Annotated in this window: 13 protein-coding genes; 2 read left to right on the top strand and 11 right to left on the bottom strand. The window is 41.2% G+C overall.

Annotated features, from left to right (window positions below; translation table 11 throughout):
• Nucleotides 1-85: 85 nt before the first annotated feature.
• The 11 genes from MORIYA_RS01920 to MORIYA_RS01970 all read right to left on the bottom strand — a co-directional run bounded on the left by MORIYA_RS01920 (nucleotide 86) and on the right by MORIYA_RS01970 (nucleotide 13,135).
• The gene (locus tag MORIYA_RS01920; protein WP_112712240.1) at nucleotides 86-1,576 is read right to left on the bottom strand and encodes a hypothetical protein; all 1,491 of its coding nucleotides are present in this window, start codon (nucleotides 1,574-1,576) and stop codon (nucleotides 86-88) included.
• The gene (locus MORIYA_RS01925; protein ID WP_112712242.1) at nucleotides 1,560-2,216 is read right to left on the bottom strand and encodes a hypothetical protein; all 657 of its coding nucleotides are present in this window, start codon (nucleotides 2,214-2,216) and stop codon (nucleotides 1,560-1,562) included. Before MORIYA_RS01925 ends, MORIYA_RS01920 begins: the two co-directional genes overlap by 17 nt.
• Complete coding sequence (locus tag MORIYA_RS01930; RefSeq protein ID WP_112712244.1) at nucleotides 2,206-3,681, bottom strand: FAD-dependent oxidoreductase; 1,476 nt, start codon at nucleotides 3,679-3,681, stop codon at nucleotides 2,206-2,208. Before MORIYA_RS01930 ends, MORIYA_RS01925 begins: the two co-directional genes overlap by 11 nt.
• Nucleotides 3,682-3,823: 142 nt before the next feature.
• Nucleotides 3,824-4,660 (bottom strand): FTR1 family iron permease, encoded by an 837-nt coding sequence (locus tag MORIYA_RS01935; protein ID WP_112712246.1) that lies wholly within the window; start codon nucleotides 4,658-4,660, stop codon nucleotides 3,824-3,826.
• Nucleotide 4,661: 1 nt separating this feature from the next.
• Nucleotides 4,662-5,144 carry a hypothetical protein gene (locus MORIYA_RS01940; protein WP_112712248.1) on the bottom strand — a complete coding sequence of 161 codons (483 nt, stop codon included), beginning with the start codon at nucleotides 5,142-5,144 and terminating at the stop codon, nucleotides 4,662-4,664.
• A 165-nt stretch (nucleotides 5,145-5,309) separates the two neighbouring features.
• The gene (locus MORIYA_RS01945; protein ID WP_112712250.1) at nucleotides 5,310-7,352 is read right to left on the bottom strand and encodes a hypothetical protein; all 2,043 of its coding nucleotides are present in this window, start codon (nucleotides 7,350-7,352) and stop codon (nucleotides 5,310-5,312) included.
• A gap of 105 nt (nucleotides 7,353-7,457) precedes the next feature.
• On the bottom strand, nucleotides 7,458-8,123 hold the full coding sequence (locus MORIYA_RS01950) for a DUF2982 domain-containing protein (protein WP_112712252.1): 666 nt from the start codon (nucleotides 8,121-8,123) through the stop codon (nucleotides 7,458-7,460).
• Nucleotides 8,124-8,147: 24 nt separating this feature from the next.
• Nucleotides 8,148-10,208, bottom strand: coding sequence for an ATP-binding protein (locus tag MORIYA_RS01955; RefSeq protein ID WP_112712254.1), 2,061 nt, complete (start codon nucleotides 10,206-10,208; stop codon nucleotides 8,148-8,150).
• On the bottom strand, nucleotides 10,205-10,909 hold the full coding sequence (gene pdsR, locus MORIYA_RS01960) for a proteobacterial dedicated sortase system response regulator (protein WP_112712256.1): 705 nt from the start codon (nucleotides 10,907-10,909) through the stop codon (nucleotides 10,205-10,207). The genes MORIYA_RS01955 and pdsR overlap by 4 nt, the downstream gene beginning before the upstream one ends.
• Nucleotides 10,910-10,992: 83 nt before the next feature.
• Entirely contained in the window at nucleotides 10,993-12,048 is a 1,056-nt protein-coding gene (locus MORIYA_RS01965) for a Preprotein translocase subunit SecY (RefSeq protein ID WP_112712258.1), read from the bottom strand.
• Between the two features lie 130 nt (nucleotides 12,049-12,178).
• Nucleotides 12,179-13,135 carry a lipid A deacylase LpxR family protein gene (locus tag MORIYA_RS01970; RefSeq protein WP_112712260.1) on the bottom strand — a complete coding sequence of 319 codons (957 nt, stop codon included), beginning with the start codon at nucleotides 13,133-13,135 and terminating at the stop codon, nucleotides 12,179-12,181.
• 160 nt (nucleotides 13,136-13,295) lie between these two features.
• Here MORIYA_RS01970 and MORIYA_RS21165 point away from each other — a divergent pair, with 160 nt between their 5' ends.
• Complete coding sequence (locus tag MORIYA_RS21165) at nucleotides 13,296-13,436, top strand: hypothetical protein (protein WP_232011468.1); 141 nt, start codon at nucleotides 13,296-13,298, stop codon at nucleotides 13,434-13,436.
• Nucleotides 13,437-13,450: 14 nt separating this feature from the next.
• Nucleotides 13,451-13,732, top strand: coding sequence for a hypothetical protein (locus MORIYA_RS21170; protein WP_232011469.1), 282 nt, complete (start codon nucleotides 13,451-13,453; stop codon nucleotides 13,730-13,732).
• Nucleotides 13,733-13,803: the final 71 nt, after the last annotated feature.

Raw genomic sequence — 13,803 nt, forward strand, 5'->3', positions numbered from 1 at the left:
ACGGTATCTTGGTGGGGAAACGAGGTATTACGATTAAGAATGGTTATCATTATATCGTGTTGAAATCATAGTGCAATATGTGTAGCTATGTTCGCGTGATTAAATGATTAAGATCAAAGTAATATAGGTATAAATTTCGTTCGCCAAGAAAACGGCCTTTAAACAATGCCACTAAATTGCCGTTAACGGGTTTATCTGTATTTAGTTTATCAATATCCAGTTTATCAGTGCTTAGTTTATTGCTGCTCAGTCGCCAGTAGCCTTGCTGCTGTGCTTGGTAATTACTGCTGCTTTGATAATGACGGTCTAAAATCACATGTTGGGGCAGGTTATGCCGTAAATTATCAATATTATAATTACTGATGATGATTTGCTGCTTGTTGATTGTGTTAAAGAACTGAGTCGCTTGTAATACAGGGGCATTTCTTTGTTGGGTGAATTGTTTGAGGCTGTGATAACCCAGTGTGACAAGTAAGATAAAACTCAATATGTATAGAGCAGGGCGCATACGCTGAGTTTGGTAAACGTGTTCAATGAGTTGCGCGCAGATAATCGGTAACAATAAACTGAAAACGGCTAAGTGACGAATATTTTCTGGATTCTGCCCGCGGATGATCCAGGCAAACCAGCAACACACCAGAATACTTAATCCACGGGTTTTTGGTAAATATAAACCAACGCTTAGCATTGAGGTCAATAATATTACTCCGAGAGCGGAATAAGTATTGGTTAATGTAGTTAGCCATTGGCTTAATCGCGAGTCTGTGGCACTGGTGGTATTACCCCAAATCGTAAAGTGACCTTGGGTGAATCGCCGACCTTCCTCAATATAGGCCCAACCGTCTTGCATGAACACATAGAGCGCGCAAAGGATGCCTACCAGGGTAATACTGAATATCTGCCAGCCTAGTTGTTGATAACCTTGTCTACGTTGACGGTGATAACACAGTCCTAGCAACATAGCACTGGCTACTAGCGGTAAATAAGAAGGCCTGGTTGCTAAACATGCCGCTAATAATAACCCACTAACAACAGCTCTAAATGTTTGTCTTGGTAAAATAGACTGTAATACCCAATGTAATCGAGTCTTTAATAAAGGGCTTGAGCCGAGCGGTAGATGAAAACGGGTTAATAATAAATATAAGCTAAAGAACCACAGGGCGGAAGCGTCTGATAAACCGTTAAAGGCCAATTCGGCAATGTTGCCTTGTAGTAAAAAAAGTAGCACTGAAAATAATGCAAATGATTTTATGCGCATACGTTGATAGCAATACACAAAAACACTGAAGGTTAACGCTATTGCAGAAAGGAAACTGAGTAATACATTGCTGTTGGGATGTGAACTTATTGCGCTGATAAGTCGTTCTAGCCAAACAAAACCAGGGTAACCGGGAAAGTGAGGGCTAAACTCTAATACTGAAAAGTGGCTCAAGGCCCGCTGAAAATAAAGCGCATCATCACTGCTAATATCAAAGCTGTAATAATTGAGTAAACCAAAATAGCCTGCAATGCAGGCTATTAAGCTAATACCGACGATTAAATCAGCGCGCCAAAGCGTATTATTTGGTTGGTGCATCGGGTAATGTAAATTGTAATGCCGCTTGTAAACTAGTGCGGTATTCAATGTAGCGCGTTAAGTCTGCAGGTTTTTGGCCCACACCAAATACCCCCGGATTACCAATCGATGCAAGGGCGCCGCGAATAGCTTTATCGGCCTGTTGGCGATTGTCGGCAGTTAAATCGGCAGCAAGTAAATCAATGAATAACTTACTTTTGACAACCAGCACTTTAGCCACTTGATATTCATTGATGTTTTGCTCTGCACCGTCGAGACGGCGCATGACTTCGGCTTTTATCGTGGTGATTAATGCTGTTGCGACACCTTGTTGATCTTTGTTGGTGATTGCGGTTTGCATTTGTTCATCGACAGCGAGTCCATGGTGTTCGTTAAAATAAACAAACTCTTTTTGCATCGAATCATAGGCAGTCTGTACGGCACTATAATCATTTGCCGATAACGCTTTTAACAAGGCCTCACGACCCTCAATTAACGGCTCTTTACCCGCTGCAGCATAAGAATACGCAAAGCTTTGCGCACTAAATAACAATACCAAAAAACTGAATAACAGTGATGCTAAGTTTCTGTTTATAGTCGTTTTATTAGCTGTATGTTTAGTGTTTATTTTGGTCAATAGTATAGTCGGTTTAAGTGACATGTTTTCCCTCTGGCGTTTTTTTATCATCCATAATGCTTTGTACTTCAATCACGGTTTTTTCGTTACGGTGGTCAAAGATCTGGCGGCGATTATCTTCACCCTTAATAATACCTTCTGCTGCCATTAAGCCCATTTCCATCGCAGTATCAGTAAAGATGTAACGGAAAGTACCTTGGCGACCTGTCATAACCAAGTTGCCAAATTGGTTAAGATGAGTGATGGCACGTTCACGTTTAGCGTTATAACTCACATCCATCATAGGATAAGCGTATTCGGTGTAAGTAGTAAAAAATTCACCGGTACTTACATCTGGGATACCTAGATGATCAAGATCTTGTTTTACGCGTTTTAATAGTTTGTCGTTGTCCATATGCCAAACATCATCACCTTTATTACACGGGATCTCGATCATCACTGACGTTTGCCCTTTGGGTGCCATGAATGGCGAACGACGACGTGGTTCTTGCAAACGCGTACCGATTAACTCTGGATCAGACAGGTACTGCCAGGTATTTTGTGACACGTTTTCTATATCCATCGGCATATTGAAAAAGCGCAGAGAGCGGTAAGTTAGGCCAGAGTCAAACCCGGTTAATTTACAGACCACAGGTAAAGGAATAGTGCCGACCACGTGATCACAATTAATGGAATGTGTTTCACCGTTAAGCTCATAAGTGACAGCATCAATGCTATTTATCTTATTAAGATCATTATTTTTAAGCGCATCACGACCTTGCTCTAATGCGGTGATATTAGCGCCTCGAACAATGGTGACACCTTGTGCTTGCAGTTTGTCAGCAAGCTTGGTGTACATCTGGCCAAAGCCGAGTTTTGGATAGCGGTATTTTTTTGCGTAAGTGCGTGGTGTTGCGCCTCGCTTAGGGATCAGGCGACGTACCACATCTTTTAAATCTAACAAGCTAATTCGTTGCGATGCCCAGTCGGCTGATAATTGACGCGGGTCGATACCCCATAGTTTACTGGTGTAACCTTCAAAGAAATTTTTGTATAAGGTGGTGCCAAAACGGGTTTCAATCCATTCGGCAAAGTTACTGGTGCTTTGTTCATTTGGGCGTTTTTGGAAAGGCAATTTGAAAACCAGATCAATGGCCGCTCCGGCTAATAAACTTATCGGCGCATTACGTAATAAGTTACCAATCGCCAGCGGGTAGTTGTAGGTACGCCCTTTAAAACGGATCACACTGGTACGCTCTGCATACAGCAGATCATCAGTCATTAAGTCATCGATAAACTGTAATAGTTTCGGGTTTTTAGTAATAAAGCGATGGCCACCGTAGTCAAAGCGGTATTCCCCTTTTTCACCTTGGAAAGTTTGCGTTGCGCACATGCCACCAACAAACTCTTCACGTTCTAGAATAGTTACTTGGTAACCGGCTTGATTAAATTCCCATGCGGCCATGAGTCCAGCAGGACCTGCGCCTAAAATTACAATTTGTTTCGACATTATTTACTCAATGATTCATATTTTTAGTTTTTAGTAGGTAGAATAAACTTATCGTGGGCTTGCGCAGGCATTCATGCTTGCAACAGCTGTTTTTGTTTATACCACCGACTATGTATATATTATCTAGCGTTGGCTTTAATACTTAAGTTGCAGCTGTTTTAGCTGGTACTTGGTATCCACGGTGCCAAAACACGGTGAATATCGCTAAATAAACGAACCAAATAACAAGCGGTAATAAATTTGGTGATGAATTATAACCAAATAAAGCCCGTAAGAAAGTACCGAATACGCCTTGATCATCAAGGATATGACTAATATCAAACACGGCAGTCTGGAATACCGGTAACACGTCTGCGCTTTGTAGCATGTTACTTGCCGAAGACAATAGGCCAGCGGCAATAATGATAATCAGCAAGCTAGTCCATTTAAAAAATGCTTGTAGTGGTACTTTACGGGTACCACGCATCAGTACGATAACTAATATCAGTGATGCGATTAAACCTGCGCCTGCACCGATTAACCCATCTTGTAGTGAGAAATCGCCTTGACCTGAATACATCAACGCCGAGAAAAATAGCACGGTTTCAAAGCCTTCGCGCATGACCGCCAGAAAAGCCAAAAAGATTAAACCAAAGACATTGCCTGTCGTTAATATTTCGCGAATGTTCTGCTGCATGTTAGAGACTTGGGTTTTGGCTTGGCGTTGCATCCAAATTGCCATGTAGGTGAGTACCAAGGTCGCAAAGCCTAAAATACCTGCCATTAATAAATTACGGTATTCATGCGCATCGAACTGATCGACAACGAATTGAAAAATGAAAGCGACAATTAATGAGGCAATCAAACCGAGCGCAACACCCAGATAGATAAGTTTGTTGTGTTTTGATTGACCAAGCTTTGCTAAGTAAGAAAGTATAATGCCAACGAGTAGGAAGGCTTCAAGTCCTTCACGAAAAGTGATTAAAAAACTGGCAAACATATTAAGACTTCCTAAATAATTTGATCACAGTCCAGCGCCATGCGTGGCGAAGAACAAGCGGGGCAAGCAGCCATGAGCTGTAAAAATGAATATCTTGCATGAGGATACTGAAGTTATTACCCGTGTTACCCCAAAAAGTAAGGTAGATACCGGTAAGGGTACAAGCAATGAGCAAGTATTCGATAATGGTACCGGTTTGACGTAAGAATTTTTTATTACTGTTTTGAATAAGATTTCGGTGAGACAGCCAGAAACTACCAACAAAAGTAGGGAAGATGCTAATACCTGCAAGCATATGCATTAGTAACACAGTGCGCTCGACTTGCCATGGAATAGTAATAAATGGCCACAGTAAAAGTCCTGACAGGAACATCAAATATAATATTGCTTCGGCTTTCTTATGCTGAAAAGCGAGACGTTTAAAATGACACTGTAAACGTGACCAGATATTATCACCGGTTGGGGTTGCTACTTGAACTGACATGATAAAACCTTATTCATATCGACGGAATGAAAACGCGAAAAGGGCTGAGTAAATACTCATCCCTTTTTGCAACTGTTATTTTAGTGTCGCAACATTTGCATTAATCAATACACGTTAATTAACAAGTGTGCTGCGAGATGGCTGTTCATTGCCAAAAGGGTGAGGCTAGTTTGCACTAACCGACACTTTTGCTGCCATTGTTTGTGCTGTACCGTATTTACCGCCAGCACCTGTTACTTGTTGTACGCCATCATTGTCTGAATCGGTAGTTGAACTGTTTTTCAGTAAGTTTTCACCTGAATCACCAACCCATTCTGCTAATTGTTGACCACCGTTAACTACTTTCTTGAACCAAGCAGTGTAACGCTCAGTTAAGTGTTGTAGTTCTAGTGCTGGTACGTGTTCGCCTTCTTCGTTAGTAAGGTGAAGCATCGTTTCACGTAAACCACCCGAGATTGCCGCAGCCGTTAACGGTGTGTGAATTGTTGCTTTACCCGGCGTTTGTGCCCACGTACCTAACTCAGCGTCAAACATGTTTTTCTCTACCGCGAGGAAGATAGAACGTGCAGCTTGCTTGTAAGTATCATCTTGTGTTGCAAGGTATGCAGAAACTAAACCACGGATTGCAGCAAACTGTGCGTCAAGTGACTGATTTTTATCTACTGATTTAACCGTATTATTCACTGATGAACTAAGCGTCGCGCCGTCATATACTAGACCGTTTTTTGCCACTAAGGTGTTAACGATGAAATCTGCTTGCGCTTTGATTAGACCAAGTGCTTGTTTACCTTGAGGTGTTTCTAGGTCTACATCACCGCCGGCTGCCGCTGCATAACCAACAGGTAGTGCATCTTGTGAACGTTGGTAAATAGATAGTGCGACGATGCTATATGCAGCGTCAAATGTTTCAACTTGCGCATTTTGCTTGCCGTCGTATTTCGTTACAAACGTACCCGCTTTTTTGTTGAAATGTAGATTTGCTAAATTTTGGAACGATAGGTTAGCAATGTTGCTTGCAAGAGAGAATGCATCGTCAGCAGCTACATTGTTGTTTGTTTTTCCATCGATATTTTGTTTTGGTGCGGCAGCAAATGGTTTGCCATCAAATACAGCTTTAAACGCTGGGTTTTGTGCAGTATTGGCTGTGCGTTGGTCAGTAAATGCATAGAATTCACTTACAGGCCATAATAACATCCACGTATCACGTAGTGATGATGAACCATCTGTAACTGTTAATTTACCGATGTTATTTACGTTGTTCTTTTGTGTTTCTTTAACTGCTACTTTGTGTGCAAACCAGATTGGGTTTTTAGATGCATCGTAGTCAGGACCGAATTTAACACCGAGGTTCTTCCCGTCAAAGCCAAGTTGCTGTTGCAGGATAAGCAGTTTGTCTATTGACATTTCAGTTAAGATCATACCGTTGAAACCATCGGCAGCAGATACACCAAGGCTGTGTTTACCGTCTTGATCCATTGTGCTTGATGTTGCTTCAACTTCTTCATCTGTTGTTGTAACGTGCATGCCACCGAGGAAATCTTGTGACCACATTACTTCTTTAAGGAAGATGCTACCGATTGCGCCTGGGTTTAAGGCTTTATCAAAACTTGCGCTGTCCCATGCCAGCGTTTTGTAGTCACGGAAGTAAGCTGGGATCACTGTGTTGTGTACCGCTGCTTTACCTGTTGCAGATAATACTTCTAACTCTTCACCATTAACTTTCGTTGTATCTACTTTACCTACAAATTCAGGGCTACCTGAAACGTACGGTACTGAAATAGGGTACATGTTTAGTGGGATTTCTTCACTTGGGAAACCAACTGCGCCTGCAAGTGAGATGAAGCGTTTACCTAAGTCAGCAAGAGAACCGCCACGCGCTTGGTTAACTGGACCATTTACTAGGTGAGGACCCATAGAAGACTGGTAGTTTAACGCGTACATCGCTTCTTCAGAATACTCGTAGCTTTCAATACCCGCGGCGTAATCAAAAGCAGTAGGTTGATCAACTTGGTTAGGATCTAAAACATCAAGGTCTAAACCGAGCGCTTCAGCAAGTGGTTCACCGGATAATTCGAATTCTGTATATGCAAGAAAGTTTGCAGCAGGATAAAGGGTTTTATCAAGTACTTTTACATTTGCAGCATGTGATGCAAATGAAGCAGTAAGTAGCGCCGAAGAGATGGCAAAGCAAAGGGCAGATTTTTTCACAACAAATCCTTTTTATTTTTTATAATAGACTATGTCTTAATGAGAATAATTCGTATTATCCATATAAATATACTTAATGCAACTCTAATTGATAATTATTACTGTTTATAATGATCTAGAGCAGTCTGTTTTAAACTCGCGTAATAATTGAACAAATTCTGATGGGGTCCGATCGAGATCGTCGTTGGGGAAGTAAATATCATAACCAAGTGTATTGTGGAGATACTGCATACGGTTAATAAACATGGCCTGTAGTCCGTGATAATTGTGGGTTATTTTTATATCTGGGAAAAGCATGTTATCGGCATTGCCGTACAGATTTGAACTTGGTTCTGTGAGCATGGTAAGGGCTCTTTGTTCTAATAACATATGAGATAAAGTAGGCAGGGAAGCGCTATTGATAAGGTGCTCTCGTTGCTTGAGGCGGATGCCGATGTAAGGTAATTCTTTTAACTCTAATCCGTCATTTATCTTAGGTATATCGATGCGTTGTATATCTTGCCAGAGGATAGTGAAACCACCTCGTGAGGTGAAATAATGCAGTCCTTCTTTGGTCAGTGAGAAACGGTAATATACGTCATTAATTTTTACGATCCCAACAATTAACAAGCATATACCAATCATAAGCGCCCCTGCGGACAGAGGGAAATAAAGGGAATTGTCTGAGTCTGCGGATGTTGTTAACAACGATATGATACTGCTGAAAATGAACAGGGCAGCAATAATCGTCACTGTGACGCCATTACGTTTTGCGATAGGCCGTATTAACATGAGGTTCCTCCTCGCTAAATGCGGTTATTTGTGTTCTATAGGTAATAATAGCTCAAATATAACGCCTTTATCACCCGGCAAGTTTCTCGCATTTATGTTGCCATGATGGAAATCACTGATTAACTTGACGATATGTAAACCTAAGCCAAGATGTGGAGTATCTGATAACTGACGATTGGAGACCATAGAGTCAAACAGTTGGGGGATATTATCACTGCTAAAGTGCGGTCCTTGGTTTTCGACTGAGAGTTGTAGTTGCGTGTTGATCTTATTTAGCTTAAAGCGAATCGGTTGATCTACGGGCGCATAATCAACGGCATTACTGATGAGTTTATCGAGTAATTGGACGATAAGTTCTGGCGCTAAATTTATCGTGTAATCATCACCATGTTCGTATTCTAATTGAAATTGATGATTGCTATAAATTTGTCGATAAGCCTCAGTTAACTCTTCTAACATGTCGTCAAAGGGGACCACTTGCCACTGTGCATATTCAAAGCTTTGTTCTAATTTATTGGCTTCACTGAGTGCGTTTAATGTTTGGCTTAGGCGATTGGTACCTTGCATTGCCCGTGTGAGGTATTTTGTTGCTTCCGGGTCTAAGTTCGATAGTTCAAGGTTTTCGAGCGATGTGCGAATAACGGCAACCGGTGTTTTCAATTCGTGAGAAAGCTTATCAGCCAAGGTAGCCAGATAGTCGGTGTACTTACCTTGATTAATCGTCAGTTGTTGCATCACTCGGGATAAATCACCTAATTCATCAGGCAGTCTGCTGGCAGCTGGCACTGCCATTATTTTCCCGTCGTTATCGATTGCTGCACGGTAGTTTTTCTTCATTTGAACAATACGCCAAGACAAGGACGATGCAAATGTAAATAAGCCAGTGACAATCACGGCGATGATAGTAAACAGTAATATTAATAATTGGTTTAACGCTTCGCTGGCAGACAGTAAACTTTGTCGTGAATCTTGTACCGCAACTAGATAGAATTGTTGGCCGTTAGCGATAATAACTTTACTGTGTAGTTGCTTATTAATTGGTGAGTCTTGGTACCAAGTTGTTTGTTCTAATTGTTGTGGGGATATCCAGCGACCTTGGCTGGTAGGCTCTCGCCAATAAGGTAATGCGTTGGAGGTAAATAACTTGTTGTAAATTGCATTGGTGAACCAGGATGGCTCTGCTTGGTCACTATCATCATCTGCGTCATCTATCCACTGATCTGCATTTTGTTGCCCAATTAACCAATATTGACTATTGAGTAAATACAAACTTAGTCCGGGTTGTGAATAGTTAGCGAGTTGGTGGTTTAAATCTAATTCTTCACGCACGAGACTGCGCTCGTAAGTTGTTGTTGGCTTAGATTTAAAATGTTGATTTATTTGGCCGTCATTAAGTATGAGCTCAAAGCCAATCGCATTACTTGCTAAGTCAATTGGTATTGCAATTTCAATATTGTAGTGACCATCGCGCCATAACCAGCTGCCAGCATCTCGGCCAGTGGTCATGGCCTGACTCGTGTTTTTTATTTCTACGCGACCAGAACCTTGTGGGTTAATCTGCCAATGCGAAACCAGACCAGTATTATTGATACTGCGGATATTAAGCTGATCTGCTGCTCGCTGCGGTTGCATTGGATTATAATAATGCGGTGTCAGCGCTGATGTCTGTATAAAGATATAGAGTAATCTATCATTAATCGCCAACTTAAATTTGACTGTTGTGTCTGGCTTTGCTTCTGCCGATAAATCGGCCACGTGATCATAGTTGTTAAGTTGAAACCAAGGTGTGGTGATATTTTTCCAATCACTTTCTTCACCATCAAATCCGTCCAATAACATTTTACTGTCAGTGAGCGGGGCGTAATAGTTACCTTGGTGAGTATTAAAGACGGAATGTTGTGACTGGTTTAGTGTGTGTTGAAATTGTTGTATTGCCGCTGTCATTTGCACATCTAGTAACTGGCTGTTGCTTTGGCGTAGACTGGTTTCTAAAATACGGACACTCTGACAACCAGCCCAAGGCAGTAATAACATTAGGCTGGCAACCAGTAGGAGTTGCATCTTTAAGTTGAAGCGAATTGTCACTCAATAACCCAGCGATAACCCATCCCGTAAGCTGTTTTAATGGCGTTGAAATCTGCATCTATGTAACTGAATTTTTTGCGTATGCGTTTGATGTGTGTGGTGATGGTATTGTTATCGAGTACCACATGTGCGGCATCCATAAGTTGGTCTCGATTTTTAACCTGACCTGGGTATTTCGCAAGGGTATGTACAATCCAAAATTCAGTTAACGTGAGCATAACGGGCTGATCTTGCCAGTAAGTCTCAATACGTTCGATATTGATCCGCAATGAACCATGAGTGATGACTTGTTCGTCTAATGACGGTGGTTTTTTTAACGCTTGGATCCGGCGAAAAAGCGCCGCAACACGTGCTAAAACTTGATGAATACTGACGTCTTTTGTTAAGTAATCATCAGCGCCAAGACGTAACGCTGAAATCTCGTCTAGTTCACTGTTTCGCGCCGTTAAAAATATAATCGGTAGGGTTTCTGAAAGTTGACGTAATGTACGGCATAGATCAAAGCCACCTTCGTATTCACCCTGTAAACCGACATCAATAATCGCCATATCAGGCAATGCAAGGGCAAAGGCAGCTAGTGCGTCCTGACGATTATGAAAGAGTGAAACCCGGTAGCCAATTCGTTGTAATGCATCACGATAATTCTTTGCGATATTGATTTCATCTTCAACGAGGGCAATATGTAATTGTTGTTCAATCATTCGGATTAACTCATAAATCGATAATGGGGAGGTGCATTTTTCTACCGTGCTATGTTATCAAGGATAAAAATATTAATACAGTGTTAAGCTACATCTGCTGGTGTTATCCAGCGTAAATGGTTGTTACGCTTTCTTTCAACAATATCGAAAAATAGAAACTCTTCAAAAGCACGGTCTATTTCATCTATGCTCAACTGCAGTATTTCAGCAATGTATTTTTTAGAGCATTTTAGATCTTGTTCTTGCGCCGCTTGTAAGATAGTGGAAGACTTTACGGACATTTGTTTTTTAATTAATAACGATTGATTTTCTAATTGAGCAGGTGCGTCAATTTCGATATGGTTTTGTGTCGCTAACAGGCGTAAATGTTCAGCCTTATCGGCTTTTTCTTGTTCTTTTTCTTGCTGTTTTTTACGGTTAATTGAATGGCGGAAACGCAGTTCTTCGCCAATCAAACCGACAAAGAAAGCAGCAAAAATATCAAGTAATACCGATAAGAAGATCACTAACCATGATTGTGCATTTTCTGTTGTGGTATTAAGAATTTTCGCTAGGCTTGCGATCAAACTGATAACCGACCCTTTTTCAGAGACCGGAACGCTATCACGCTTAATTCTAAGTTGTGTTTGTTTTGCACGGAGAATTTGATTTTCTTTTTGGATCCGAGTCACACCCAGTGAAATCATTTGTAATTCGAGGTATTTATCTGCGGCTTTGTTATTAAGCGCGATTTCATCGTCGATCGCTGAAATTTGAAAGTTGATTGCATTGACCTTGTTATCACGTTGATCGACATATTGCTGTGCGACATTGGTTGCGCTATTAATACCACCGATACTGCCGCCTATCGAAATGATAGCCAGGATACAATAGAAACCTAGCGCTACAAGTGCGGCATGGAACGCTTTGCGTGCAACTCGCTCACCAAATTCGTACCAAGCAAAGAATTTACCCAGTTCAAAAATGACGGCTAAACTTCCGAACAAAATTTGCATGAGAAATTTATCGTGAATAGATAAAAAGAGTAGCAGTGAGAATATTACTGATGCAGTAATCGCTGCGCCAGTAAAGGCATACAAGCTGCACATTGCAAGGATGCCTTTAGGACGGCGAGTATATGTTAATGAAGAATCATGCATGTTTAAATGTATCTTAAAGCAGAAAGGTGACTAATTTGCGGGCATACTAACACGGCTAATTAGTAACGGATAACTACTTTTAGCTATTTTAACAAACGGGCATATTTCAACCATTTTGTGATGGGATCTATTAAAACTGCCAAAATAACCCCAGACTGCCTACTATATATTCCTTGTGTGGGTCTTCTTCATAGTCAGGACTCATTGCCACGACACTAAATTTTATGCCAATATTTTGATAATAAGCAAGTAAGCCCGCTGCAGCCGTCGCTTGTATATTTTTTAAGGTAATGTCAGGCACTTCAACGGGGGTCTCACCTTCAATGGTTATATCATTAAAACGATAACGAATTTCTGCTGTCGCATAAAGCATGATACCTGAGCTATTTGGTGCCAGTAACATGCCCTGTAATCGGTGCGGGTGTAGGCTGAGATTATTATAATTTGCGCCTAAATCCACTCCCCAACGCACCGTTGCCCCGAATGCCGCTTCACTTTGATAATTACCCACCGCGAGACGTTGATAAACGGATAGATCCGACTCTCCAATAAGCATCAGAGGACGACCAATGAGTTGATCTGCTTCTGCTGTGACTTGGTAAACAATCTCATCTTCAATTTGATAGTCCCAACCTTGTGGCGTGGTGGCATCAATCGCATCATGAATGAATTTTTGGGTGTCACCTGCTCTGGATTGCTCACCGACACCGCCCACTAACAATGACAGCCGATAAGAACTCACGGCGCTGTAACCTAATACACTTGCTTCACCAAACAACAGACCAGCGTATGGGCGCTCATTGGTTTGGGGGGTAATGGCTGATATATCACTGGGCGTCCACATTTGCTGACCGAATTGATAATTCACTGCATATTTAAGGGCGTTAGGATCAAAGGCCGTGAATGCTTGCCAAAACTGATTATTTAAAGCTGGTGCTTCAGCAGTGTAGTTAATGAACACTGCATTGGTATAGTTACCATCTTCATCTGAGATAACGTCATTATGCATGCCAAATAGCCAACCGCTTGCAAAACTGCTCATTGGACTTAAAACGAGCAATATAATGCTGCATAATTTAAAACGCATGTGTATTCCTTTGTGTCATTTTTACGTCGTTACCTGTCAAATATGTTAACAAATAACCTTAGGCATTAATTATACCAATATTATGTATAGTGTTGTTATTTAATGTTTGGTTTAGGCTTGCCGTCATGCTGTTTGGTTATGGAGTGCTAGGTATCGATACTTGCTAGGCATGGTTTTTTTTATTCGTTTTGATGAACGAGATGATGAACGTACAAATTTTGATTTTAGAGAGTTTAAAGCAGCTGTTGTCACTAAAAAATGGCAAGCTTCTTTTGGCTTTGATCAAGTACATTGGGGGTGATGGAGAACCACTATTTGGTCGATATTGTTAATCAAACTGATTATAACGAATCACCGAACGGAGAAGATAAGCTCGGTCAACCTATGTTTAGGTTAGGTATTAATATTAAAGACGCACTGCTGGAAGCGATGATATTGATTGGTTATCGTGAAGCCGCTATGGCACTACGTTATAGCAAGATCGTCAAGAATATTGATGTTGGCGTGAGCTATTTTGGCGGACATTCACGTACACCTGAATTAATTATTCCAGACGTCGGAGACCCTGTTTGGCATGTTAATTTTCTGTTGGCCTAGAAGGCTGGTGGTTTAATGTGAGTGATGACGATTACGCAAATAAAACCTTCAATGATGATAATATGATCCAG

It is taken from the genome of Moritella yayanosii (assembly GCF_900465055.1).
Taxonomy (GTDB): domain Bacteria; phylum Pseudomonadota; class Gammaproteobacteria; order Enterobacterales; family Moritellaceae; genus Moritella; species Moritella yayanosii.

Bases quoted from the DNA above. Each gene is read 5' to 3' on its own strand.
- MORIYA_RS01930 (WP_112712244.1), bottom strand. From the start codon at position 3,681: ATGTCGAAACAAATTGTAATTTTAGGCGCAGGTCCTGCTGGACTCATG.
- MORIYA_RS01925 (WP_112712242.1), bottom strand. From the start codon at position 2,216: ATGTCACTTAAACCGACTATACTATTGACCAAAATAAACACTAAACAT.
- MORIYA_RS01965 (WP_112712258.1), bottom strand. From the start codon at position 12,048: ATGCATGATTCTTCATTAACATATACTCGCCGTCCTAAAGGCATCCTT.
- MORIYA_RS01950 (WP_112712252.1), bottom strand. From the start codon at position 8,123: ATGTTAATACGGCCTATCGCAAAACGTAATGGCGTCACAGTGACGATT.
- MORIYA_RS01970 (WP_112712260.1), bottom strand. From the start codon at position 13,135: ATGCGTTTTAAATTATGCAGCATTATATTGCTCGTTTTAAGTCCAATG.
- pdsR (WP_112712256.1), bottom strand. From the start codon at position 10,909: ATGATTGAACAACAATTACATATTGCCCTCGTTGAAGATGAAATCAAT.
- MORIYA_RS01920 (WP_112712240.1), bottom strand. From the start codon at position 1,576: ATGCACCAACCAAATAATACGCTTTGGCGCGCTGATTTAATCGTCGGT.
- MORIYA_RS01940 (WP_112712248.1), bottom strand. From the start codon at position 5,144: ATGTCAGTTCAAGTAGCAACCCCAACCGGTGATAATATCTGGTCACGT.
- MORIYA_RS01935 (WP_112712246.1), bottom strand. From the start codon at position 4,660: ATGTTTGCCAGTTTTTTAATCACTTTTCGTGAAGGACTTGAAGCCTTC.